Source organism: Novosphingobium gossypii, from assembly GCF_050433305.1.
Taxonomy (GTDB): Bacteria; Pseudomonadota; Alphaproteobacteria; order Sphingomonadales; family Sphingomonadaceae; genus Novosphingobium; species Novosphingobium gossypii.
The window spans coordinates 1-22,946 of record NZ_JBNPXM010000010.1; the positions used below are offsets into that span (position 1 = coordinate 1).

General features: G+C 66.2%; 19 protein-coding genes and 1 tRNA gene. 9 read left to right on the plus strand and 11 right to left on the minus strand.

The annotated features are described in order from the left end of the window. The first annotated feature begins 17 nt into the window (after positions 1-17). A tRNA-Met gene (locus GGR40_RS16725) sits at positions 18-94 on the plus strand. 102 nt (positions 95-196) lie between these two features. Here the strand turns inward: GGR40_RS16725 and GGR40_RS16730 are convergent. From GGR40_RS16730 to GGR40_RS16755, 6 genes are read right to left on the minus strand one after another with little or no spacing between them, the layout of a single operon-like run. After that, complete coding sequence (locus GGR40_RS16730) at positions 197-2,323, minus strand: bifunctional glycosyltransferase/UDP-glucuronate decarboxylase (protein WP_429277390.1); 2,127 nt, start codon at positions 2,321-2,323, stop codon at positions 197-199. Next, positions 2,320-3,405 carry a CgeB family protein gene (locus GGR40_RS16735; protein WP_429277391.1) on the minus strand — a complete coding sequence of 362 codons (1,086 nt, stop codon included), beginning with the start codon at positions 3,403-3,405 and terminating at the stop codon, positions 2,320-2,322. Before GGR40_RS16735 ends, GGR40_RS16730 begins: the two co-directional genes overlap by 4 nt. Continuing rightward, positions 3,402-4,511 carry a CgeB family protein gene (locus tag GGR40_RS16740; protein WP_429277392.1) on the minus strand — a complete coding sequence of 370 codons (1,110 nt, stop codon included), beginning with the start codon at positions 4,509-4,511 and terminating at the stop codon, positions 3,402-3,404. Before GGR40_RS16740 ends, GGR40_RS16735 begins: the two co-directional genes overlap by 4 nt. Then, positions 4,508-5,644 carry a glycosyltransferase family 4 protein gene (locus tag GGR40_RS16745; RefSeq protein WP_429277393.1) on the minus strand — a complete coding sequence of 379 codons (1,137 nt, stop codon included), beginning with the start codon at positions 5,642-5,644 and terminating at the stop codon, positions 4,508-4,510. The genes GGR40_RS16740 and GGR40_RS16745 overlap by 4 nt, the downstream gene beginning before the upstream one ends. Beyond that, positions 5,644-6,726 (minus strand): SDR family NAD(P)-dependent oxidoreductase, encoded by a 1,083-nt coding sequence (locus GGR40_RS16750; RefSeq protein ID WP_429277394.1) that lies wholly within the window; start codon positions 6,724-6,726, stop codon positions 5,644-5,646. The genes GGR40_RS16745 and GGR40_RS16750 overlap by 1 nt, the downstream gene beginning before the upstream one ends. After that, the gene (locus GGR40_RS16755) at positions 6,723-7,838 is read right to left on the minus strand and encodes an NAD-dependent epimerase/dehydratase family protein (protein WP_429277395.1); all 1,116 of its coding nucleotides are present in this window, start codon (positions 7,836-7,838) and stop codon (positions 6,723-6,725) included. Before GGR40_RS16755 ends, GGR40_RS16750 begins: the two co-directional genes overlap by 4 nt. A 211-nt stretch (positions 7,839-8,049) precedes the next feature. Between GGR40_RS16755 and GGR40_RS16760 the strand changes: the two genes are divergently transcribed. After that, a complete protein-coding gene (locus GGR40_RS16760) occupies positions 8,050-8,631 on the plus strand; it encodes a histidine phosphatase family protein (RefSeq protein ID WP_429277396.1) in 582 nt (193 codons plus the stop codon). On the opposite strand, the gene GGR40_RS16765 is transcribed toward GGR40_RS16760, so the two are convergent. Both GGR40_RS16765 and GGR40_RS16770 read right to left on the minus strand, forming a co-directional pair. Next, complete coding sequence (locus tag GGR40_RS16765; protein WP_429277397.1) at positions 8,609-9,031, minus strand: DUF6165 family protein; 423 nt, start codon at positions 9,029-9,031, stop codon at positions 8,609-8,611. The two genes, GGR40_RS16760 and GGR40_RS16765, sit on opposite strands and share 23 nt — an antisense overlap. 4 nt (positions 9,032-9,035) lie before the next feature. Beyond that, positions 9,036-9,926 (minus strand): glycosyltransferase family 9 protein, encoded by an 891-nt coding sequence (locus tag GGR40_RS16770; RefSeq protein WP_429277398.1) that lies wholly within the window; start codon positions 9,924-9,926, stop codon positions 9,036-9,038. A 220-nt stretch (positions 9,927-10,146) separates the two neighbouring features. On the opposite strand from GGR40_RS16770, the gene GGR40_RS16775 reads away from it, so the two are divergent. The 5 genes from GGR40_RS16775 (at position 10,147) to GGR40_RS16795 (ending at position 15,146) form a co-directional block, all read left to right on the plus strand. Next, entirely contained in the window at positions 10,147-10,962 is an 816-nt protein-coding gene (locus GGR40_RS16775) for a TIGR04290 family methyltransferase (protein ID WP_429277399.1), read from the plus strand. After that, entirely contained in the window at positions 10,959-11,969 is a 1,011-nt protein-coding gene (locus GGR40_RS16780) for a glycosyl hydrolase (RefSeq protein WP_429277400.1), read from the plus strand. Before GGR40_RS16775 ends, GGR40_RS16780 begins: the two co-directional genes overlap by 4 nt. Then, entirely contained in the window at positions 11,969-13,069 is a 1,101-nt protein-coding gene (locus tag GGR40_RS16785; protein WP_429277401.1) for an inositol-3-phosphate synthase, read from the plus strand. Before GGR40_RS16780 ends, GGR40_RS16785 begins: the two co-directional genes overlap by 1 nt. 89 nt (positions 13,070-13,158) lie before the next feature. Continuing rightward, positions 13,159-14,115 (plus strand): MDR/zinc-dependent alcohol dehydrogenase-like family protein, encoded by a 957-nt coding sequence (locus GGR40_RS16790; RefSeq protein ID WP_429277402.1) that lies wholly within the window; start codon positions 13,159-13,161, stop codon positions 14,113-14,115. Beyond that, positions 14,112-15,146 carry a Gfo/Idh/MocA family protein gene (locus tag GGR40_RS16795; protein WP_429277403.1) on the plus strand — a complete coding sequence of 345 codons (1,035 nt, stop codon included), beginning with the start codon at positions 14,112-14,114 and terminating at the stop codon, positions 15,144-15,146. Before GGR40_RS16790 ends, GGR40_RS16795 begins: the two co-directional genes overlap by 4 nt. A 49-nt stretch (positions 15,147-15,195) precedes the next feature. Here GGR40_RS16795 and GGR40_RS16800 read toward each other — a convergent pair whose 3' ends face one another. The 3 genes from GGR40_RS16800 to GGR40_RS16810 all read right to left on the minus strand — a co-directional run bounded on the left by GGR40_RS16800 (position 15,196) and on the right by GGR40_RS16810 (position 20,119). Beyond that, entirely contained in the window at positions 15,196-16,311 is a 1,116-nt protein-coding gene (locus GGR40_RS16800; protein WP_429277404.1) for an alkaline phosphatase, read from the minus strand. A 94-nt stretch (positions 16,312-16,405) separates the two neighbouring features. Beyond that, the gene (locus GGR40_RS16805; protein WP_429277405.1) at positions 16,406-19,327 is read right to left on the minus strand and encodes a TonB-dependent receptor; all 2,922 of its coding nucleotides are present in this window, start codon (positions 19,325-19,327) and stop codon (positions 16,406-16,408) included. 312 nt (positions 19,328-19,639) lie between these two features. Beyond that, positions 19,640-20,119, minus strand: coding sequence for a MarR family winged helix-turn-helix transcriptional regulator (locus tag GGR40_RS16810; protein WP_429277406.1), 480 nt, complete (start codon positions 20,117-20,119; stop codon positions 19,640-19,642). A gap of 116 nt (positions 20,120-20,235) precedes the next feature. Between GGR40_RS16810 and GGR40_RS16815 the strand changes: the two genes are divergently transcribed. Continuing rightward, positions 20,236-21,399: an HlyD family secretion protein gene (locus tag GGR40_RS16815; protein ID WP_429277407.1), complete on the plus strand. Its 1,164-nt coding sequence runs from the start codon at positions 20,236-20,238 to the stop codon at positions 21,397-21,399. After that, positions 21,396-22,940 (plus strand): MDR family MFS transporter, encoded by a 1,545-nt coding sequence (locus GGR40_RS16820; RefSeq protein WP_429277408.1) that lies wholly within the window; start codon positions 21,396-21,398, stop codon positions 22,938-22,940. The genes GGR40_RS16815 and GGR40_RS16820 overlap by 4 nt, the downstream gene beginning before the upstream one ends. Positions 22,941-22,946: the final 6 nt, after the last annotated feature.

The following is a 22,946-nucleotide window of genomic DNA, read 5'->3' on the forward strand; positions in this document are numbered from 1 at the left end:
AAGACGCAAATCAGTGACGCGGGGTGGAGCAGCCCGGTAGCTCGTCAGGCTCATAACCTGAAGGTCGTAGGTTCAAATCCTACCCCCGCAACCAAGCCAAACAATGATTTAGACGCCAAAAGCCCCAGCGCAGTCGCCAGGGCCATCGGCGCCTTAGACTCAGGACAATCGCCAAGGCGTTGTCCCGAGCCTCATCCTACTCCGCCGCCACCGAAATCGTCGCAGGAACCTGGTCGCCCGGTCCCGCAATCTCTTCGGCAAACCAGGCGCAAGTGCGCGCCAGCCCCTCGGCCAAAGGCATTCTGGGCATCCAATCCAGCAGTGCCTGCGCACGGGTGATGTCCGGGCGGCGACGGCGAGGGTCGTCGATCGGCAAGGGGCGGTGCACCACGCTGGCAGGACGGCCAACGAGATCGAGGATAGCGTCCGCCAGTTCGCTGATCGTGCGTTCTTCCGGATTTCCGAGGTTGATCGGCTCCATCTGGTCGAGATCGCTTTCCATGAGCCGGATCAGCCCGTCCACCATGTCCGAGACGTAGCAGAAGCTGCGCGTCTGGCTGCCGTCTCCGTAGATCGTCACCTCCCGCCCCGAGAGCGCTTGGCAGATCAGGTTGGAGACGACGCGCCCGTCATCGGGGTGCATGTGCGGGCCATAGGTGTTGAAGATGCGGGCGACCCGCACTTCGGCGCGGTTCATGCGGGCAAAGTCAAAAGCCATCGCCTCTGCCGCGCGTTTGCCCTCATCATAGCAGGCGCGCGGGCCGGTGCAGTTGACGAAGCCGCGATAATCCTCGCGCTGGGGGTGCACCTCGGGATCGCCGTAGACTTCGCTGGTGGAAGTCAGCAGAAATCGCGCGTCAGCCATCTCGGCAAGCCGCAGCAGGTTGTCCGTGCCGACCACGCAAGTGAGCATCGTGTGCTCCGGATCGGCCTGGTACTGCGGCGGCGATGCAGCACAGGCGAGGTTGTAGACGCGCTCGAACCTTGCGGCGTGTTCCAGCACGGCGTCCGGCAGGGCGTTGACGATGTCCCCTTCGATGAAGGTGAAGCGCGGGTGCTTTTCCAGCAGTCGCAGGTTGGTGGGCCGCGCCGTCTGGAGGTTGTCGAGGCAGACCACATGCTTGCCGCGCGCCAGCAGTTCAGCACACAGATGGGAGCCGATGAAGCCTGCGCCGCCCGCAACCAGGGTCAAGGGAGCTTGCCCGAAGGAGGGGGGGATGCGCGTGTTTCCGTCTACGATCATCATGCGGTTCCTCTCATCGTGGCCGGGTTTGCGAGCCATCGCTTCGGTCAGGTAGGTTTCGAGTTGGGCCGCACGGTGAGGGGCGGTGTGCGCGGCGAGCACGGCGGCGCGGGCCGCGTCTCCGATCGCCGCGGCGGAGCGGTCCAGCGCGGCGAGGGCGTCCTCGGTGGTGTCGGCAATAAGGATTTCGCGGTCGGGCACGAACAGGTCGTCGATGCCGTCCCAGCGGTCTGACAGGATCGGCGTGCCGCAGGCCCCGGCTTCGAACAGGCGTACAGAGGGCGACCAGCCGGCGGCGATCATGTCGGCGCGGGTGACGTTCAGCGTCATGCGCGATGCGCTGTAGAACGCGGCGTGCCGGTCCGGTGGAAGATGCTCCATGCGCTCGACATTGGCCGGCCAGTCGATGTCGTCGGGGTACTGTGGCCCAGCCACTGCCATGCGCAGGTCCGGGCGGCGGCGTGCGGGTTCCAGCAGCAGCCGTTCCAGCGTGGGCTGCCGGTCAGGGCTGTAGGTGCCGAGATAGGTCAGATCCCAGTCCTTGGGGACCGGCAGCGGCTGATAGGCAGCGTCGTCCACCGAGCAGTAGAGCGCGCGGGCGGCCCGTGCCCCGAACTGCGTCTCCAGCCGCTGAAGGGTGGGTCCGCCGGTGAAAGACAGGTAGACGTCGAAGCCGGGGATGACTTCGGGCGACAGGTATGTGCAGGCGCCGCGTTCCAGCGCCGCGAGGGTGACGGGCGTGTCGATATCGTAGAACGCGGTGACGCCGCGTGCATGGTGCTGAACGAAGCGGCTGACTTCGACGCCGTCCGGCACGTAGGAGCCGACGATGACGGCATCGGCGCCTGCGATCTCTAAACGGTGGGAGCCGAGGTCTTCAAGGTCGCGGTAGTATTGCAGGCGGCAGAATTCGGGGTCGGTCAGATCCCTGTGCGCGCCCGCATACCATGGCACTTCGCGTTCGAGGAACAGCACGTCGTGCCCGCGTGCGGCGTAGGCTTTCAACAGGGCGCGGAAGGTTGTGGCGTGGCCGTTGCCCCATGACGAGCCAAGGCTGAGGCCGAGAACGACGAGCTTCATGCAGGCTCCCTTGCTTGCTGGAATTCCTGGAAGAGGCGATGCACCTGATCGCCGCGCAGGTCGTAAGTGTGTTCGGCGCGGACGCGGCGCAGCGCCGCTTCGCCGATGGCGCGGGCGCGCTCTTCGGTCAGCGCCTCGATGTGGTCGGCCACGTCCTGTCCGTCGCGCGCGACGAGGACTTCCTCATCGGGCTTGAGGAACAGTTCGATCCCCTCCCACGCATCGGTGATGAGGCAGGCGGCGGCACCGGCGGCCTCGAACACGCGGGTGGCGGGGGAGAAGCCGATCTGCGCCATGGAATCGCGCGCCACGTTCAGCACGGCGCGTGGGGTGCAGTTGAAGGCGTTGTGATCGCCGGTGCCGACATGGCCGACTGCGGTGACGTTCGCGGTCATCGGCTTGTCGTGCCAGCCGTTGCCGCCCAGCAGGAACCGGCGGCCCGGCACCTGCGCGGCGGGGCGCAGGAAGAACTCCTCGATCCGCGCTTCCCGGTCCGGCAGGCGGTTGGCAAGCAGCCCCAGATCGGCAGCGAAGCGCGGATCGCGCGGGGCCGGATGGTGCGTGTCGGGGTCGAGGGCGTTGTAGATGGGCGCACATAGCCGGGCGCCAAAGCCGGTATAGGCATCGACCACCGGCGGGCCGCCGCCATACGTCAGCACCATATCCAGATCGGGCAGCGCGGCGAGCACGGGGTGCGATGGATCGCCGCGCATTTCGTCAAGAGTGGCGGCGGCGTCCACGTCCCAGAAGATGCGCAGCGCATCGGGGCGGCTCTGCGCGATCACGCCTTCCAGCAGTTCGCGGTCGAACACGCCGACGCCGTTGGCCTTCACCACTATGTCTGCCCCGCCCGCCTCGGCCAGCACGGTGCGCAGGCCCTCTTCGGTGGCCGGATAGACGATCGAGCGGGCCCATTCGGGCGGCTCTATGTCGCGGTGCTGCTGACGGTCGAAAGCGTCGGGTTCGTAAAATGTGATATCGTACCCGTGCGCGGCCAGCGCCTTCAGGATGCCGCGATAGTATGTGGCCGCGCCGTTCCAGTAGGACGACAGCAGGCTCGATCCGTAGAAGGCGATCTTCATGCGGCATCCTCTTCGAAAGCAGGGTGAAGCGAGGCGACGATGGCCAGCAGTTCGTCGACGCGGTGCGCGCAGGTGTGGCGGGAGCGGATCGCCTCGATGCCGCTGCGGACAAGTGCGGCGCGCAGGTCGGGATCGTCGCGCAGGGCGGCAAGGTGGCGTGTCATCTCTGCGCCGTCGCGCGCGACGAGGTAGTCCAGGCCGGGGCTGAACAGGCGCTCCGCATCGTCCCACGGCGCGGAGACGAGCGGGATGCCGCAGGCCAGCGCCTCGAATACGCGGATCGTCGGGATGCCGGGCAGGATCGTTGCGTAGTAGCGGCGCGGCACATGCACGGTCGCCATATGCCGGGCGAAGATCTGCGGCGCGCGCGCATTGGGTGCCCAGCCGTGATACTGGACGCCATAACGCGCCAGCGTCGCCTTCGCGTCATCCGGATAACGCACGCCATAGATGTCGAGCGGGAGCGCGGCCTGCCGGGCGGGCTGGAACAGGAACCGTTCAAGCTCGTCCGTCCGTTCCCCGTCGCCCCAGTTGCCGATCCATACCAGACCGCTGCGCTCCTCCTCCTGCACCGGCGGGTGGAAGCGGCGGGTGTCGGCGGCTTCGTGCCAGGTCCAGACGCGGCTGTTCCAGCCCCAGCCGCGGTAGACCTCGCTCAGCGCCTCGCCAAAGGCCAGCACGCCGTCGTAGCCGGACAGGTCGTAGGCGCGCATGGCTTCTGGTTCGCTGACCGCGCGGTGATGCGTATCGTGGAACAGCAGCCGGAAAGGGGCGCCCCGGCGGCGCAGGCGGCCCACTTCGGCGACGATCTGCGGGTCGTTCCATTCGTGGACGATGACCAGATCGGCGCCCTCCACCATCGCTTCCACCGCGTCCGAGGGGGCGTAAGTGGAAGAGGAGAGTTCCGGGTAGGCCGTCCGATAGGGGACAAGGCCCGCGTCGCCGTGATCCGTAAGAAGGTTGGACAGGCTCCATGCGCCCTGCGGTTCCCACACGGCCACATCGTGCCCGCGCGCGATCAGCTCGCTCAGGACGCCGCGCAGGAAATGGGCGTTGCCGTGGTTCCAGCACGATGCCAGCGAGTGGGTGAAATAGACGATCTTCACGCTGCGACCTTTCCGCTGGATGATCGGGCGCCGTGTCCAAGGACGTCGGCGTAGATGGCGAGCATCCCGTCGGCCATCGCCTGCGGGGTGAAGCGGCGGGCGCGGGCGCGGGCCTTTTCACCCAGTTCCAGCCGCCAGTCCGGATCGCGCAGCAGCGCGCCGATGGCGTGGACGTAGGCGGCGTCCTTGTCGTGCGGCACGAACAGGGCGGCGTCGTTCCAGAGTTCGCCGAAGGTATCGATGTCGGACAGCACGAGCGCGCAACCCGCCTGCGCCGCTTCCAGCACGGCGAGGCCGAACGGCTCGAACGACGCGGCGGAGACGAAGACGGGGCGGCGCGCCAGATGGCGGCCCAGATCTTCGCCATCCAGTTGCCCCAGTTGGACAAGATGGCCCAGCTGTGCGCGCTCGCCATGCGGCCCGGTGACTGCGCCTGCGGCATCGAAGGGAACGTCAAGCCGGGCGGCCACGCGGTCCAGCAGGTCGGCCTGCTTCACGTGATCCCACAGCCGCCCGACGGTCAGCGCGCGCGGGGTCAGGCGCTCCGCTGAAACGGTGGCGATGGGGCTGCGACCGTTGTGGACGACGCAGGGTTTCGTGCTGAGGTCATAGGCCTGCGCTATCGTGCGCGCATAGCTGGCGGACGGGGCCACCACACGGTCGGCGGCGCGCAGCCCTTCGCCGGTCATGGTGCGATGCCAGCCGAACTGCCGGGCCAGCGGCTCACCGGGCCGGGCGGCGGCCCACCATGTGGAGACGCAGCCGTGCGTCACTGCGACGATCGGCGTCAGCACCGGCATGGCGGCGGCCAGCGTCGGCATGTTGGCCTGCACGATGTCGGCTCTGATGTCCCCGGCGATGCCAGCGACGACCTTTGCCGCCTTCGCGATCGGTTCCGGCCCTTCGCAGAGCCAGTCCAGCGGCAGCCCGGTATCTATCAGGCGGGCGCCGCTGATTGCCTCGGCCTCGGCACGCTGGGCGGCATCGGGCGATGGGCCGAGCACGACCAAGACCGGTTCCGCGCCGCGCGCCGCCAGTCCGCGTGCAAGGTCGAGACCATATTGCCAGACGCCGCCCACGGCATCGACCGTAAGCAGGACTCGCAGGCCCCGTGCAACCGCGCTTCCGGCCATCACAGGGCCGCAGCCCGCGCCGTTGCATCCAGCGCGGTGTCCAGCCCGCGCTCTGCGGCCAGCCAGCGGGCGAGTTGCTCCACCCCGGTGCGCCACGGCGTGGGGGCGGGCAGGCCCAGCGCTTCTGCCGCCGCGCGCGTATCTGCCACGAAATAGCGCTGGTCGCCCGCGCGCCAGTCGTCGAACTGGACGTCCAGCTCGCGCCCGACCAGAGCGCCAAGATAGCCCAGCAGCGTGCGCAGGCTGACCGCGTTGGCCGCACCGCCACCGAGGTTGAAGGCGCGCCCGGCGATAACGTCGATGCGATGCCACGCGGCAAGGTAAGCCTCCACCGCATTGCCGACTTCCAGAATGTCGCGCACCTGATGGCCGTCGCCGTATAGGGTGATTGGCTGGCCTTCCAGCGCGCGGATAAGGAAGTGGGCGACCCAGCCCTGGTCCTCGGTGCCCATCTGCCGCTCGCCGTAGATGCAGCTCATCCGCAGGACCGTGGCGGGAACCCCGAAACTGCGTGCATAGTCCAGCACGTACTGGTCCGCCGCGCCCTTGGAACAGCCGTAGGGCGTGTGGAAGTCCAGCGGGCGGTCCTCGCCGATCCCATGCGCGCGCAAGGTGGCGTCCGCAGGCAGGTAGCCGTCGTCGGTCAGTGCGAAATCGACGTCCGCCAGATCACCGTAGACCTTGTTGGTCGATGCGAAGACTACCGGCACGGGATCGGCCCGCAGTGCCTCCAGCAGGTTGAAGGTGCCGCCGATGTTGATCTCGAAATCCTCCCGCGGGTCGGTCATGCTGGTGGTGACGGCCACTTGCGCCGCCATGTGGAAAACCGCTTTCGCCTCGCGCGCGACTTCGGCCAGCAGCGTGCCGTCGCGCACGTCGCCGCGCACGAAGCGGATACGCTCGCCGTGGCGGGTCTGCAGCCACTCCAGATTGCGCTCCACGCCTGAGCGCGACAGCGCATCGTAGACGATCACGCTTTCTCCCGATGCCGCCAGCCGGTTCGCAAGGTTGGAGCCGATGAACCCGGCCCCGCCGGTGACCAGAACGGGGCGGGCGTCGGCAGCGTCGCTGGCCGCGTTCATGCCACCAGCCCCCGCGCTTCCAGTTCCGCCCGCGCCTGCTGCACGCGGTCTTCCGCCGTCTGCCGGTGAACCCACTCGGCCAGTTCGGCCAGCCCCTGCTCGAAATCCTGCCGGGCGCTGAAGCCCAGCTTTTCCGCCGCCAGGCTGGTGTCGCAGAAGCAGTGGCGAATGTCGCCGATCCGCGCCTTGCCGACGATTTCCGGCTCGATCTCGTTCTTGTTCATCGCGCGGGCCAGCGCCTGCGCCACCTGCGTGACGGAGCGGTCATTGCCGGAGCCGATGTTGAAAGTCTGTCCGGACGCCTGCGGCAGGACCAGCGCATCCGCAAAGGCGCGGGCGACGTCGCTGACATGCACGAAATCGCGGCGCTGCTCGCCATCCTCGAAGATCATCGGCTGCTGGCCGTTGAGCAGCCGCGCCGCGAAGATCGCCAGCACGCCGGTGTAGGGGTTGGACAGAGCCTGTCCCGGACCATAGACGTTGAAGAGGCGCAAGCACACGCTTTCCATACCGTAAGGCGCGCCCATGATGTGCGTGGTGCGTTCCTGCACGTACTTGTTGAGCGCATAGATGGATGCCAGGCTGGGTCGCTTCCATTCGGGCGTGGCGACCGGCGACAGCGGGCGTCCTGCGGCGTCCAGCGGATCCCACACCTTCTGCCCATCGCGAACGGTGCCGCGCTCCGCGTCTTCCACCAGCGCCCCGTCGGCGTCGCGATAAAGCCCTTCGCCATAGATGCTCATCGAGGAGGCGGTGACGACGCGGCGGACGGGATCGTCGATCAGCCGCTCGAACAGGACGGCGGTGCCGACGTCGTTGGTGGAGGTATAGCGCTCCACTTCGTACATCGACTGCCCGACGCCGACTTCCGCGGCAAGGTGGACGACGCTGTCGACACCCTTCAGCGCGCGGCTGACCGCGTCGCCATCGCGGATGTCGGCAACAACCAGTTCGGCTTCGGGGTCCAGTCCTTCGGGGCGACCGGCGCCACCGTGCACCTGGTCGAGCAGGCAATCCAGCACGCGTACCGTGTTGCCGCGACGGAGCAACTCGGCGGTTACCTGCCGCCCGATGAAGCCCGCGCCACCGGTAATCAGAACGTGCTCTGCCATGAACTATCCCCGCATCCAGGTTGTTGCTGAGTGGACCGGGACATGCTTCAAACAGGTGAAGCAAAGTTCCTTGTCCGATGCCGGGGTGAACAGCTACTTGTTCATCTTGTTCCTGAAAGTGCCGTATTCAACATATATCAATGATCGACATTACTATAATCGTTGATTGAAGTATTTTGAGATACGGCGACTAATATAGATTAGGATGGTCATGGCGCTTATTTACCTGGCTCGACATGGGGAGCACGATGAAGTCGGCCACCGGCTAAGCGGTCGCAGCGATATTGGCCTGAATGCGCGGGGCCGCGCGCAGGCGCGGTCGCTGGTCGATCTGCTGGACGGCTGCCCCATCATGGCCATGCACACCAGCCCACGGCAGCGCGCGCGCGAGACGGCCGCACCTTTGGCGAAGGCACTCGGAACGCCGGTGGCGGTGGAGCCAGCGCTGGATGAGATCGACTTCGGATCGTTCACCGGCCGATCCTTTGCGGAACTGGACGCGGCTACCGACTGGCAGCGGTGGAATGCGCAGCGCGATCATGCCCGCTGCCCCGGCGGCGAGACGATGGCCGAAGCGGTGGATCGCGCGCTGGCTTTCCTGTTTTCGCTGGGCGACGGAGCGGTGCTATGCACCACGCATTGCGACGTGATCCGGGGTGTGGTGACGCGGCTGCTGGGCCTGCCGTTTTCGCGGATGTTCATGCTGGATTGCGAACCGGGCTCGGTCACGACGCTGTCGGTCGAGGACGGCGCGGTACGGCTGGTGGGCCTCAACCGGCGCGTTCGGCTATGATCGGCAGGGCAACGTCCGCAGCATAGCTCTTTTCCTCAACCAGTTCGCTGTCCAGCAGCAGGTTGAGTTCGCGCTTGATTGCGGCGCGGGTGTCGTTGGTCTGGTAGACGGAGCGGGCTAGCGCCACGAAGCGGGGACCGAAGCGGGCCTCCGCCTCCTGTTCGCGGATCGCGTCCTCGACGTCCCACAGGGTTTCGTTGACCCGGCGCAGCCGGTCGATGAGCGCAGCCACGCCCGGTGCCTGCAGCGCTTCCCGAGCGCTTGCGACCAGCAGGGTGTGTTCCTTTTCAACATTGGCCAGCCCGACGCCGTTGGATAGGCGCGCGCGCTTGATTTCCAGGATGGTGATCTTGTCGAGCAGTTCGCCCCAGGAAACCGGGACGGAAGGAACTGATGCCATCGCGCTACCTCTTCATGAATTGGCCGGTGCCGGGGGCCAGATCGCGTTCCACGGCCTGGATCACCGGTTCCCAGGCGCCCTGTTCCGGCTGGGTGTAGAGCCGGGCGCCGGGATACCATGGGCTGGTCCTGCTCTTCGGGGACCAGCGCCAGTCGGGCTCGTGCTTCAGCAGTACCCAGACGGGCTTTCCCAGGGCGCCTGCCAGATGCGCGATCATCGTATCGACGGTGATCACCAGATCGGCGGCGGCGACGAGCGCTGCGGTGATTTCCATGTCCATCGGGCAACCGCCGGGGTTGCGCACCGGCAGGGTGGTGGGCTGCGTCACCAGCGTGATGCATGGTCTTAGCGCACACAATCCGGCGAAGTGTTCGGGCGCGATGTCACGCTCCGCATCCCATCCGCCGGAGGTGTGGCACAGGGCGATGGTCCCCTTGGGCACAATCGCGCGCGGGGCCTTGAGATAGGGCGCGGCCACCGCAGGGGGCGGGATTCGCAGCGCAAGGTCGAGTTCGGTGATCTCAAGATCGCAGGCCGATGGCGGCAGGGGCTGCGCGGGATCGAAGGGCACCAGCCGGTCGATGCCGGGAATGCCGGACAGCAGCGGCAGCAGGGCCGGTTGCGCCTCCACCGTGAGCGATGCGGCGCGGCGCGCCAGCGCGGGCAGGTAGCGGGCGAACTGGATCGTGTCGCCAAGGCCGTGATAGCACCGCACCAGCACGTCCACGCCGTCGAACGGCTTTCCGTCCCAGACCCAGCGCTGGTGATAGGGCCGGGTGGGATCGTCACGCGTGGCCGGATCGCGGGCGCGCAGGCTGGCCTCGGCGATGTCCCATGCCTTTTCCCACTGCGCGGCGCGCATCGCCTTTATCCAGAGCTGCAGGGGATCGTTCATGCCGGCGTAAATGCGCAGAGGGCTGGCAGTATCCCGGCAGTATCAAACAAATACAAAACCTGATTCACATCAATACTACGGCATAACATGAATTAGAGTAACGCCGACTTTGTAGATGCTTGGGAACGGTCTGTAAAAACGCACGTTGCGGCGTGGAACCTACATGCCTGCCCATGCCTCCTTTGGCGGACAAGAGCAGTCGTGCCATGCGGAGAACGGCGTGCCCCAGGGCGTAACATCAATTCGGCAGAGCGGCCAGGCGGACCTGCTTCAGCGCATCGACGGGCTGGCGCCATGGTTCCACAACATTGACCTTGGCAATGGCGTGACCACCGCGCCAGATCACTTCCTGGGCGATTACCCCGGCTTCAAGTTCGACACCTTCGCCGACGCCCTGCCCGAAGACCTTACCGGCAAGTCCGTCCTCGACATCGGGTGCAACGCAGGTTTCTACACCGTGGAGATGAAGCGCCGCGGCGCAGAGCGGGTCGTCGGCATAGACAGCGACGATCGCTATCTGGAGCAGGCCCGCTTCGTGGTTGACGAACTGGGGTTCGACGGCATCGAACTGCGCAACCTGTCGGTCTACGACGTCGCGGAACTGGGTGAGCGGTTCGACCTCGTGATCTTCATGGGCGTATTGTACCATCTGCGCCACCCGCTGCTGGCGCTGGACCTGATCCGCGAGCATGTGGCCGGCGACATGATGCTGTTCCAGACGATGCAGCAGGGTTCGGACGACATCCTCGACGTGCCGCAGGACCATCCCTTCTTCATGCCCGGTACGACCGAGCCGCCCACCTATTTCGACGATCCCGGCTATCCCAGGATGCACTTCATAGAGCGCGAGTTCGCGCATGACTGGACCAACTGGTGGGCGCCCAACGCCGCCGGCAGTCAGGCGATGCTGCGCGCCGCCGGCTTCCGGATCGAGGCGCAGGTACAACCCGACGTCTACCTGTGCCGCACCGCAGAGGTGCCTTACGCCGGACTTGGCCCGGCGGCCGTCTATCCGAAGAGAGGGGGAGCGCTGTGATCGAAGCGGCGATGATCTGGAACGAGCCGAACAACAAGTCGCACTGGGATCCGGCGATCGATCCCGACTGGAGCCTGTTCGCGCAGCACGTCATCGCGGCGGGCGATGCCATCCGCGACGTCAATCCGCACATGACGCGGGTGTTGGGCGGCATGTCTCCCATCGATCCGCACTGGCTGCGTCGGATGGAGGACTACGGCGCGCTCGACGCGGTGGACGTAGTGGCCGTGCATGGCTTCCCGCTCGACTGGAACCTGTGGCCGCTGGCTGCATGGCCCGACAAGATCGCCGAGATCAAGGCCGTCACCGATAAGCCGGTATGGGTGACGGAAGTGGGCGTGAGTTCGTTCGGCGCGGAGGAAGTGCAGGCCTTTGGGCTGGAGCGCACCGCGCAACTGCTGAAACCTCATGCAGAGCGTGTGTTCTGGTATTCGCTGTTCGACCTTCCGGTCAGCTGGGGGGCGGAGACGCGCCACCGCGAGGCGGAAGGGTCTTCGTATTACCGCCACTTCTACCTTGGCCTCATTCGCGAGGACGGCACGCCCAAGCCCGCGCTGGACACGTATGCGCAGCACGCGGCGGACATCGGCCTGATGCAGTGGTTCCACTTCGAGGATCCGCGGCTGGACGAAGCGGTGGAATGGATGAAGCGCCTTGGCACGCGCCGCATCCGCACCGGGCTTTCGTGGGCGGACAGCTTCAGGTCCAACGCCGTCGACTGGTTCGACCGGCAGATGGAGGCGCTGGCCGACTTCGACGTGACGGTGACGTTCTGCTTCACGCCGCAGCATCTGGGCGTGGCCCCGCACCATACCAGCCCGGCGCGCGACCCGCAGGGCTTTGCCGATTTCTGCGCATGGATGATCGACCGCTATGCCCCCGCCGCCAGCGGTACACGCATCGCCGCGCCGGTCGTCGATGGCACCGCATTTGCCGCTCCCGCCGAGCTGTCGACGCTCCACTTCGACCGGGACGAACGCCTGAGCGCTGAACGGAGTGTGGCCTGATGCTTTCTCCTGATCGCCATGGCATCAACGTCGCCATCGCCGGCATCGGCAACTGCGCCAGTTCGCTGGTCCAGGGCATCGCGCATTACCGGACCGGCGCAAACGACATGGTCGGCCTGTCCCACTACGACATCGGCGGGTATGCGCCGGGCGACATCCGCGTGGTGGCCGCCTGGGATGTGGACGAACGCAAGGTGGGGCGCGACGTGTCGGAGGCGATCTTCGCCAAGCCCAACTGCACCGCCGTCTTCTGCGACGACGTGGAGCCCAGCGGTGCGCAGGTCCGCATGGGCCGCGTGCTGGACGGCGTGGCGGATCACATGGCCGATTACCCGGACGATCGCACGTTCCGCCCTGCTTCCGCGCCCGAACCGTCAAAGGAGGATGTCGTTGCCGTGCTGCGCGAAACGCAGGCCGACGTGCTGATGAACTACCTGCCGGTCGGATCGCAGAAGGCCACCGAGTTCTATGCCGAATGCGCGCTGGAAGCGGGTGTCGCCTTCGTGAACAACATCCCGGTGTTCATCGCCAGCAACCCGGAATGGGCGGCGCGTTTCGAGGCGGCGGGCGTTCCCATCATCGGTGACGACATCAAGGCGCAGCTGGGCGCCACCATCGTCCATCGCGTGCTGACCGACCTTTTCAAAAAGCGCGGCGTGAAGCTGGACCGCACGTACCAGCTCAACACCGGCGGCAACACCGATTTCCTCAACATGCTCAACCGCACGCGGCTGGCCTCCAAGAAGGAGTCCAAGACCGAGGCGGTGCAGTCCGTCGCGCAGGTGCGGCTGGAGGATGAGAACATCCACGTCGGCCCCAGCGACTATGTGGCATGGCAGAACGACAACAAGGTCTGCTTCCTGCGGATGGAGGGACAGCTGTTCGGCGGCGTGCCGATGAACCTGGAGCTGCGCCTGTCGGTGGAGGACAGCCCGAACAGCGCCGGCGTGGCGATCGACATGATCCGCTGCGCCAAGCTGGCGCGCACGCGCGGGCTTGGCGGGCCGATCCATCCGGCGGCGGCATGGTTCTGCAAGCATCCTCCAATGCAGATGCCCGATGACGAGGCCCATGCCGCGCTCGAAGCGTTCCTGCGGTGACAGAAGTCACAGCACCCGGCTGCACTATTCCTCTTTCTGCTGGTAACGACCATGATGATGACCACCAATCTGCGAATTGCCCGCCCGTGATGCGCGCAGCCATATTGGAAGGCCCCGGCGCCATCCGCATCGCTGAGGTATCCCGCCCCGAACCAGGCGAGGACGAGGTCCGCATCCGGGTGGAAGGCTGCGGTGTCTGCGCGTCCAACCTGGAACCCTGGGCCGGGCAGGAATGGATGACCTACCCCGGCGAGGCGGGCGGGCTTGGCCATGAGGCGTGGGGCCGCATCGACGCAGTAGGTCCGGGCGTGGTGGGGCTAGAGCCGGGAGACCGGGTGGCCGCCTATTCGTTCCGCGCCTTTGCCGAATACGACATCGCCGCCGCTGCCATGACCATCCGTCTACCCCCGCAGCTGGACGGGCAGCCTTTCCCGGGAGAGCCGCTGGGCTGCGCGTTCAACATCTTCCGCCGCAGCGATATCCGGCCCGGCCAGACGGTGGCGATCATCGGCATCGGCTTTCTGGGCGCGGTGCTGACCCGGCTGGCGAGCGATGCCGGCGCGCGCGTCATCGCCATCTCGCGGCGGCAGGAATCGCTGGATCTGGCCCGGCACTACGGGGCGGCGGAGACGATCCCAATGCACGATCACTACGCCATCATCGATCAGGTGAAGCAACTGACCGGAGAAGCGATGTGCGAACGCGTGATCGAATGTGTCGGCAAGCAGTGGCCGCTCGACCTTGCAGGCGAGCTGGTGGCGTTCGGCGGCAGGCTGATGGTGGCGGGTTATCATCAGGACGGGCCTCGACAGGTGTCGATGCAGATGTGGAACTGGAAAGGCATCGACATCATCAACGCCCATGAACGCGATCCTGCCGTGCAGATGCAGGGCCTGCGCGAAGCGGTGGAGGCCGTCGCCTCCGGCAGCTTCGACCCGACGCCGCTCTATACGCACCGCTACACGCTGGACCAGCTGGGCGAAGCGCTGGAAGCGACGCGGGACAAGCCGCAGGGCTTCGTGAAGGCACTGGTGACGTTCGCATGAAGGGTGAGCCGCAGATGGAGCTGGACCTGATCGAACGCAGCGCGCCCACCGGCACGCGCAAACCCCGGATCGGGTTTCTGGGCACCGGCTGGATCGGTCGGCACCGCATGGAGGCGATGCTGGCGACCGGGGCGGTGGAAGCGGCGGTGATCGCCGATCCCTCTGCCGAATGCGCCGAGGCGGCTGCGGCGTTGGCTCCGTCCGCCGCGCGGGTGGAAACGCTGGACCGGATGCTGGCGCAGGACATCGACGCGGTGGTTGTCGCGACCCCCAGTGCGCTGCATGCCGAGCAGGCGATTGCGGCGCTGCAGGCCGGCAAGGCGGTGTTCTGCCAGAAACCGCTGGGCCGTGACGCGGGGGAGGTGCAGTCAGTGATCGACGCCGCGCGCGCCGCCGACAGGCTGCTGGGCGTGGATCTTTCGTATCGGCATACGCAGGCCATGCGCCATATCCGCGAACTGGTGCAGTCGGGCGCGCTGGGAGAGATCTTTGCCGTCGATGTGACGTTCCACAACGCTTACGGGCCGGATAAGAGCTGGTTCTACGATCCTGCGCAGTCGGGCGGCGGATGCGTGGTCGATCTGGGCGTGCACCTTGTCGATCTCGCGCTGTGGACGCTGGGCTTTCCCGAAGTCGCCGATGTCGATGCGCGGCTGCTGAGCGGTGGCAGGCCGATGGCGGCGGGGCAGGTGGAGGACTATGCCACGGCGCAGTTCAGGGCCGGCGACGCGCAAGTGCGCCTTGGCTGCTCATGGCGCCTGAACGCCGGGCGCGACGCGGTGATAGAGGCTGCGTTCTACGGCACCGCAGGGGGTGCGGCGCTGCGCAACGTCGGCGGATCATTCTACGATTTCACCGCCGATCGCTTCGACGGAACCGCCGCCACGCGGCTGGCCGACCCGCCTGACGAATGGGGCGCACGCTCCGCGTCGGTCTGGGCGCGGCAACTGGCGCAATCGCCCGCCTTCGATCCGCAGGCCGAACGCTTCGTCTGCAGCGCGCAGGTGCTGGATCGCATCTACGGACGGTAACGCAGTCCGGGAGGTCGCGGCAGAGCGCCGCGCCCTCCCTCGCCGGGCTTTACTGATCGCGCTTCCAGCCGAACGCCGAAAGCAGGATGTCGAACAGGCGGGTGTTGGGCATGAAGCCATGCACCTTGTCGGCGCCGGGGCCGGTCGCCGCGACCAGCACTTCTTCACCGGTATGGCCGTCCTCGACGCTGATGACGCTGTTCGACGCCGTCGTGACGCCGGGCTTTGCGGCCTCTGCGTCGTACTGCTCGGCCAGCGGCGCGCCGCGCTTGCCGCCACCCATGCGCAGGCCGAAGCTGTGGTCGGCGGTGAACAGGATCAGCGTGTCCTTGCCGGCGATCTCGTGGACGCGGCGGATCATGTCGTCCATTTCCTTGACGTGGCGCAGACCCTTCTTCGGATCGTCGGTGTGCATGTCCCACTCGACCATCAGGAAGTACCCTTTGGGGTTGCGGGCAAGCTGGGCGATCGTCGCTTCCACGGCGGGGATCGGCGCGAAGTCGGCATCGCGAAGCACGGCGGCGCGGCCCGCCTCGCGCACGATCGAAGGATCCTCGCCATAGCGATAACCGGCATCGGCGAAGGCCTTTTCCGCCGTGGTCTGGCGGCCTGCAAAAGATGCGGCGGCATCGGCGCGGCCCTTGCCGATCAGGATGTCCACGCCGTTGCCGAAGCGGGGCTTCAGCATCTGCTGGAAGATCGAATCCTTGTCCTTGCGCGCGGCCACGTGGGCGTAAGTCGCGGCGGGGGTGGCGTCCCAGATCTTCATGTTGGTCATGACGCCGGTGGAAAGGCCGCGCTGCTCGGCGTATTCCAGCAGGGTCTTCACCGGGGTGACCGCGCCATTCGGGCCGGATGGGATGGCGGAAACCATGGAATTGTTGGTCTTGTGCCCGGTCATGATCGCAGTCATCCCGGCGCCCGAGTCCGTGACCCACTGGTTCGCCGAAGAGGTGTCCGACAGAGCGATATAAGGCATCGAGTGGATGAACAGCGACTGGGGCTTGTCGTTCGCCAGAATGCCGCCCGCATTCAGCGTGGGGATGCCGCCCGCATCGCCCAGGAACACGATGACGTTGCGCGCTTCCTGCGCGTGGGACATGCCGGCGGCGCCGGTCAGCAGTACGGCGACCGTCAGGGCTACGGCCTTCTTCGGGATGGGCATTTCCTGTTACTCCTCATTCGAATGACGGGGTGGGGGAGCCTGCCTGCGCAGGTGGGATCGCGCGGGCGTGACGCGCCGCGCGATCCGCCATTGTTCAGAAGTTCACGCGCACGCCGGCAAGGTAGCGGCGCCCGAACGTCTCGTGCTCGATCTGGTGCTGGAAGTCGCCCTGGTAGCGGATGCCCGGCTCGTTCGTCAGGTTGTTGGCATCCACGTACAACTGCACGTTCTCGTTGATGGAATAGCGCATCGAGAAGTCCAGGCGCGCGACATTGGCCCAATAGGTATCGCCAAGGATGTCACCCGAGCCGATCGAATCGAGGTAGGCCTTCTGCCACTGGTAGCTCAGGCGTGCCGAGAAGCCGTAGCGTTCGTAATAGCCTGAAAGGTTGTACATCAGCGGCGAGGAGCCGGGCAGGTCGGTGGTGCGACCGTCCGGCGTCTCGGCCTTGGAGTCGTTGATCGTCAGGTTGGCCTGCAGTCCGAAGCCCTGTGCCCAGTCAGGCAGGCCGATGGAGCGGGCAAGCCCTTCGAGCGGCTGGGAGAACGCGAACTCCACGCCCTTTATGTGTCCGCCGCCGCCGTTGGATACCGTGGAATAGCGGTAGTCGGAACGGTCGATGCCGTCCGAATTGAGCACGTCCGAGCCGAACGTCGTCAGTTCGACGTCGTAGAGGATGTCGTCCAGCTTCTTGTAGTAGGCGCCGACCGAGAAGAACCCGCGAGAAGGCATGTACCACTCGAAGTAGACGTCGACGCCCTTCGCCCGTTCGGGGCGCGCATCGGGGTTGCCGCCCGAGACAACCTGCTCGACGTCGTCATACGAGAAGTTGGGGCGCAACTGGTCGTAGTCGGGCCGCGCGGCGCCGGTGTTGCCCGACAGGCGCAGCTTCATGTCGCGGTTGATGTCCCAGTTGATGTGGATGCTGGGATAAACCGAGGTGAAGCTGCTGGAGACATGGGTGGGCGTCCAGGTGTCGTCGATCATCGACAGCGCCGAGCCGGTGTTCGTCACCTTCTCCACGCGCGCGCCATAGACGATGTTGCCCCAGTCGAAGTACGTGGTGCCCATCAGGTAGCCGGCGATTACTTCCTCGCTCACGCGGTAGTCGTTCTCCTCGCTGGTATCGGCCTGGACCTGCGCTGCGCCTGCCGCCAGATAGCGGTCGAACAGCGCCTCGCCCTTGTCGCTGGCGAAATACTTGAAGCCGTACCCCAGCGGCAGCCTGCCCTTGTAGGGGGTGTCGATGCTGATGTCGGCCTGCGTCGGGTTGGTCAGCCCTGCGGCGGCAAGGGTCGCCGGGGTCACTTCCAGCACGGTGCGGCGCGAGGTCTTGGTGCGCTTGTCATACTCGCCCCCGAACTGCAGCACGGTGTCGGCACCGAACAGCGACAGGTTGTGTTCGACGTCCAGCTTGCCGGTGTAGGCATTGGTCCGGTCGAGCTGGCGGTTGCGGGTCATCGTCAGGAAGTTCAGCTCGGTAGGCGATATGTAGGGGCGCGACGCACCGGCGCTGTACGTGCCATCAGCGTTGCGGACCGTATCGTAGAGCTGGACCTTGGCGAGGTTCGGATCGGTGAAATCGTAAGCCAGTGTCGGGCGCGAGGTGAAGCTGGACGGGCTGGCCCACGACGTTCCGAACGGCGGCTTGGCGCGATCGTCGGCGCGGGTGTAGTTGGCGCGCCACCGGATCTTCCAGGTGTCCATCTCGTGCTCGCCCGCCAGCGTGTTGGTGAAGATGCTCTGGCGCGAGGAGTTGGAGTTCAGTGTGCTTTCGATCTCCGCACCGTAGAGCGTGCCCTTCATCGGCGTGTTGCCGGTGCGTATGTCGGCATAGCCGGTGGTCTTGCCCACCGTGCTGCTGCCGGTCTTCTTGGCGTCCTGATCAAGGTCGAAGACCCATGCGTTGCGCAGTTCGTCGTCGCGGAACTGGCTGTAGATGGAGCTGAGGAACACCTTGTTGGCGCTGTCGGGGCGCCATTCCAGCCGGCCCGAGAACGAGGTGTTGCTGCGCTTCAGGCGATAGAGCTTGTTCTGGGTCTTGGAGTTCCAGATCCGGTTTTCGCCGCCCGCTTCCTGATCTTCCGGGGAGATTTCCCAGCTGTTCTCGAAGTTGTCGGTCACCATGTCGCGCTCGTAGCGCGATGCGCCGACCAGGACGCCCAGGGTGTCGTTGGCGAAGCGGTCGGACAGGAAGCCGCTCAGGTTGTACTGCTTGCCCTGGCCCAGGTCGTTGTAGCCGTAGCCTGCGTCAAGCGCGCCCTTGAGGCCGGGATAGTCGAAGGGGCTGCGGGTGACGATGTTGATGTTGCCGGCCACCGTCTCACCCGGCATGTCGGCGGTCACCGCCTTGCGGATGATCGTCTGGCTGGCGATGGAGGAGGGGATGGTGTCGAACCGCGTCTCACGCCCGGCGGGGCTGATGACGTTGACGCCGTCGAATGCCAGCGTGGTCCAGTTTGCGGGCGCGCCGCGCAGGCTGATGTAGCGTTCCTGCCCCTGATCGCGACCGACGCTGACGCCCGGCAGGCGGCTGACGGCGGCGGCGATGTTCTGGTCGGGGAAACGGCCCACGCTGTCGGCGGCGATGACGTCCACCAGCGAGGTGGAGGAGCGCTTCAGCTGCAGCGCGGCTTCTTCGGATTCGGCAATCGGACGGCTGCCGCTGACGACGATGTCGCCGGACTGGTCCACGGCCCGCTGACGCAACGCGATGCGCAGATCGGCGCCGCTGCCGGTCACTTCGATCGGTTGATGGCTGGTTTCGAAGCCGATGTAGGAAATGCTCAGCTGCTGGGTGCCGGCGGGCACGCGCTGCAGGGTGAAGCGGCCGTCGTTGTCGGTGACCGAGACGATGTCGGACCCTTCGACGCGTACTTCCGCGCCCCGCAGGAAATCGCCGTTGGCATTGACCACCGTGCCGCTGACGCGCCCTTCGGCGCGCGCTGCGCCCGTCGACTGCGCCTGTGCGGGTGCGTGGAGAACTGCGATGCCCGCGACCGCAACAGCGATCATGGCCGTGCGAACACAAAGACGCGACTTGGATATGTTCGAGAATACCGACATGGAAAACTGGCCCCCAATCCGCGACGGATCATCGCGAATTCAAACTGCGCTCATGACGAACGAGGCTGTCGGACCGGAATGCGGGCACGCATCCCCGCTTTGAGAAGTTCGCTGTCGGGAACATCTCAAATCATTGCGGTACAACAACATTATCGATCGTCGCGCAGGCCCCTAGGGACATGCATTGACGGTTCCGTGACAGTGGTCCGCATTACGGAAATTTTAGGATAGGCTTTCCGATAAATCAGTGCCGCGCGCCCGTCAGCGCTTGCACGATCCGGCGTCGGGAAGGGGTTCGGCGAGGCCGTCGGATGCGGCCATGAGGATCACCCGGTCGTCCAGTGCCTTCAGCAGCCTCAGCAGGTCGGCCATGTCCGCTTCGTTCATCGATGCGAACAGTTCGGTGATGAAAGCGTCACGTACCGGCGCCACTTCACGCAAAACGCCCCGGCCTTTCTCCGTCAACGTGATCCGTTTGGCGCGACGATCCTTTGCATCGGGGCTGCGCGCGACAAGGCCGTCACGCTCCAGCCCGTCGATCGCCTCGGTAACCGTGCGGGGCGCCTGTGCCAGCGCCTCCACGATGTCGGCAGATCGCAGCGAACCGGACCGGTCCACCAGCATCAGCACCTTGAACTGCGCAAGCGAAGCGCCGTGGACACGCGCACGCGCGTTGAAGAGACGCTGCATCCGCGCATGCAGTTCACGCATCTGTTCGAGGATCTGGAGCCCGGCCGTCATCGGATAAAATAGTGTGGTACCATATCAAATGGTATTGCCATACATCCGCTTTGGGTTCAAGGCGGCACCTATCGGCGACTGCTGCAATGCAGCGACAGAGGTATGGACAGCGATCAATGGCAATCGACCACAGCAACGCGCACGGCGAAACGGTTGAAGGTGATGCACCGGAAAAGGTTCCCCCTCTCAAGCGGCCCGGTGTGCGTCGCGGTCTGTTGATCGGCGCGGTTGCCGTGGTTGCGGCGGGCGGCCTGTGGCTGGTGAACTACCAGTTGTATGGCAAGTTCATGCAGGACACCAACGATGCCTACATCCAGGCCGATGCGGTCACCATCTCCCCGCGCATTTCCGGTTATGTCGAACAGGTGCTGGTCAGCGACAACCAGGATGTGAAGGCTGGGCAGGCGCTGGTCCGCATCGATGCGCGCGACTACGATGCACAGGCGCAGCAGTATCAGGCGCAGATCGACGTCGCCAAGGCCAACGTGCAGAACGTGCGCGCCACGATGTCGGAACAGGAAGCCGCCATCGCCCAGGCCCGCGCGCAGCTTGCCTCGGCAGAGGAGGACGCCCGCTTTGCCGCGCGTGAAGCGGCGCGCTATGCGCCTCTTGCGGCCACCGGCGCCGAAACCGGGGAGCGGCTGGCCACCTTGCGCAACCAGGCGGCCAAGGCGCGCGCGGCGGCGGATGCCCAGCGCGCCGTGCTGACTTCGGCGCAGCGGCGGATCGGCTCGCTCAATGCGCAGATCCGACAGGCCGAAGCGCAGGGAGAAGCAGCGCGCGCGCAGCTTGCCGCGGCGCACGTCAACGTCGGCTCCACCGTGTTGAAATCCAGCATCGCGGGCCGCGTGGGCGACCGCACCGTGCGCGCGGGCCAGTTCGTGCAGGCGGGAACCCGCCTGATGACGGTGGTGCCGCTGACGAAACTCTACGTCACCGCCAACTTCAAGGAAACGCAGATCGGCATGATGCGTCCGGGCCAGCCCGCGACCATCGAAGTCGACGCGCTGGACGGCACCAAGGTGTCGGGCCATGTCGAAAGCATTTCGCCGGGCACCGGGGCGCAGTTCTCGCTGCTGCCGCCGCAGAACGCGACCGGCAACTTCACCAAGATCGTGCAGCGCGTGCCCGTGCGCATCGCCATCGATGCCGGGCCGGATGCGCGCCGGGTGCTGGTACCGGGCCTGTCGGTCACCGTCACCGTCGACACGAAGTCGGCCAAGGGCGCGCAGGGTGGCATCGCCCGTCAGGAAGAGGCGCGCCGGGACGCCGGCAAGTGACCGCACAAGGCACCGCTCCGCAGGACACGGCCCCAGAGCCGCGCGCCGACGCTGCGGCGTGGCTGGCCGTCGCCGCCGGCACACTGGGCGCGCTGATGGCGACGCTGGACATTTCCATCGTCAACAGCTCGCTTCCCACCATCCAGGGCGAAATCGGCGCCAGCGGCACCGAAGGCACCTGGATCGCAACGGCCTATCTGGTGGCGGAGATCATCGTCATCCCGCTGTCCGGCTGGCTTGAGCGGCTGCTGGGTCTGCGCACGCTGCTGCTGGTGGCGGCCACGCTGTTCACCCTGTTTTCCATTGCCTGCGGCCTTTCCACCACGCTGCCGATGATGATCGTCGGGCGCATCGGGCAGGGCTTCACCGGCGGGGCGCTGATCCCGACGGCCATGACCATCGTCGCCACACGCCTGCCGCGCTCGCAGCAGCCGGTCGGCAATGCTCTGTTCGGCGCCACCGCGCTGCTCGGCCCCGTGGTGGGGCCGGTGCTGGGCGGCTGGCTCACCGAAAACGTCAGCTGGCACTATGCGTTCTTCCTCAACCTGCCGGTGGGCATCGCGCTGCTGACGCTGCTGCTGGTGGCGATCCCGCATCAGCCCGCCAAGCTGCACCTGATCCGCGAAGCCGACTGGTTCGGCATCGTCGGGCTGGCGCTGGGGCTGGGCGCGCTGACCGTGGTGCTGGAGGAAGGCGAGCGCGAACAGTGGTTCGAATCGTCCCTCATCGTCACCCTGACGCTGGTATCGGTGGTAGGATTCGTGCTGCTGGGGCTGGGGCAGATGATCGCGCGCAAGCCGGTTATCCGGCTGCGGCTGCTGCTGAACCGCCAGTTCGGAAGCGTCGTCGCGATGGTGACGGTGGTGGGCATGGTGATCTACGGCACGTCGTATGCCATCCCGCAGTTCCTGTCGGTGATCGCGGGGTACAATTCGCTGCAGGCGGGCAAGGTGGTGATGCTGTCGGGCATTCCGGTCATGCTGATGATGCCGCTGACGCCGTGGCTGCTGCGCAATGTCGATATCCGCCTGTCGGTGGGCTTCGGCCTGTGCGTCCTTGCGTTCAGCGCGTGGCTTGAAACGGGGCTGACGCCCGTGTCGGACAGCGCGGACTTCGTGGACTCGCAGCTTCTGCGCGGCGTGGGCACGGTGTTCTGCATGATGTTCCTGAATCAGGCGGCGATCCGCTCTGTCCCGCCGGAAGAGGCGGGCGACGCGTCGGGCCTCTACAACTCCGCGCGTAACCTTGGCGGTTCCTTCGCGCTGGCGGGTATCGCGATCATCCAGGACCAGCGGCTGTGGCTGCACAGCCGCCGGCTGGAGGAAAGCCTCAGCGCCAACTCGCCCAGCGTGCAGGATTATGTCGCCGGGCAGGGCGGCGGGGCGCTGCGCACGATCGAAGGGATGATCCAGACCCAGGCCCTGACGATGACCTATGCCGACATGTTCTGGATCATGTCGGTCGGGGTCGTGTTCGTCATTCCGCTCGTACTTTTCCTGAGGCCGCTGCCCAAGAACGCCCCGCTGGCGACCGGACATTGAGGAAGA

Bases quoted from the DNA above. Each gene is read 5' to 3' on its own strand.
- GGR40_RS16730 (WP_429277390.1), bottom strand. From the start codon at position 2,323: ATGAAGCTCGTCGTTCTCGGCCTCAGCCTTGGCTCGTCATGGGGCAAC.
- GGR40_RS16735 (WP_429277391.1), bottom strand. From the start codon at position 3,405: ATGAAGATCGCCTTCTACGGATCGAGCCTGCTGTCGTCCTACTGGAAC.
- GGR40_RS16745 (WP_429277393.1), bottom strand. From the start codon at position 5,644: ATGGCCGGAAGCGCGGTTGCACGGGGCCTGCGAGTCCTGCTTACGGTC.
- GGR40_RS16750 (WP_429277394.1), bottom strand. From the start codon at position 6,726: ATGAACGCGGCCAGCGACGCTGCCGACGCCCGCCCCGTTCTGGTCACC.
- GGR40_RS16755 (WP_429277395.1), bottom strand. From the start codon at position 7,838: ATGGCAGAGCACGTTCTGATTACCGGTGGCGCGGGCTTCATCGGGCGG.
- GGR40_RS16760 (WP_429277396.1), top strand. From the start codon at position 8,050: ATGGCGCTTATTTACCTGGCTCGACATGGGGAGCACGATGAAGTCGGC.
- GGR40_RS16765 (WP_429277397.1), bottom strand. From the start codon at position 9,031: ATGGCATCAGTTCCTTCCGTCCCGGTTTCCTGGGGCGAACTGCTCGAC.
- GGR40_RS16770 (WP_429277398.1), bottom strand. From the start codon at position 9,926: ATGAACGATCCCCTGCAGCTCTGGATAAAGGCGATGCGCGCCGCGCAG.
- GGR40_RS16785 (WP_429277401.1), top strand. From the start codon at position 11,969: ATGCTTTCTCCTGATCGCCATGGCATCAACGTCGCCATCGCCGGCATC.
- GGR40_RS16790 (WP_429277402.1), top strand. From the start codon at position 13,159: ATGCGCGCAGCCATATTGGAAGGCCCCGGCGCCATCCGCATCGCTGAG.
- GGR40_RS16795 (WP_429277403.1), top strand. From the start codon at position 14,112: ATGAAGGGTGAGCCGCAGATGGAGCTGGACCTGATCGAACGCAGCGCG.
- GGR40_RS16800 (WP_429277404.1), bottom strand. From the start codon at position 16,311: ATGCCCATCCCGAAGAAGGCCGTAGCCCTGACGGTCGCCGTACTGCTG.
- GGR40_RS16805 (WP_429277405.1), bottom strand. From the start codon at position 19,327: ATGATCGCTGTTGCGGTCGCGGGCATCGCAGTTCTCCACGCACCCGCA.
- GGR40_RS16810 (WP_429277406.1), bottom strand. From the start codon at position 20,119: ATGACGGCCGGGCTCCAGATCCTCGAACAGATGCGTGAACTGCATGCG.
- GGR40_RS16815 (WP_429277407.1), top strand. From the start codon at position 20,236: ATGGCAATCGACCACAGCAACGCGCACGGCGAAACGGTTGAAGGTGAT.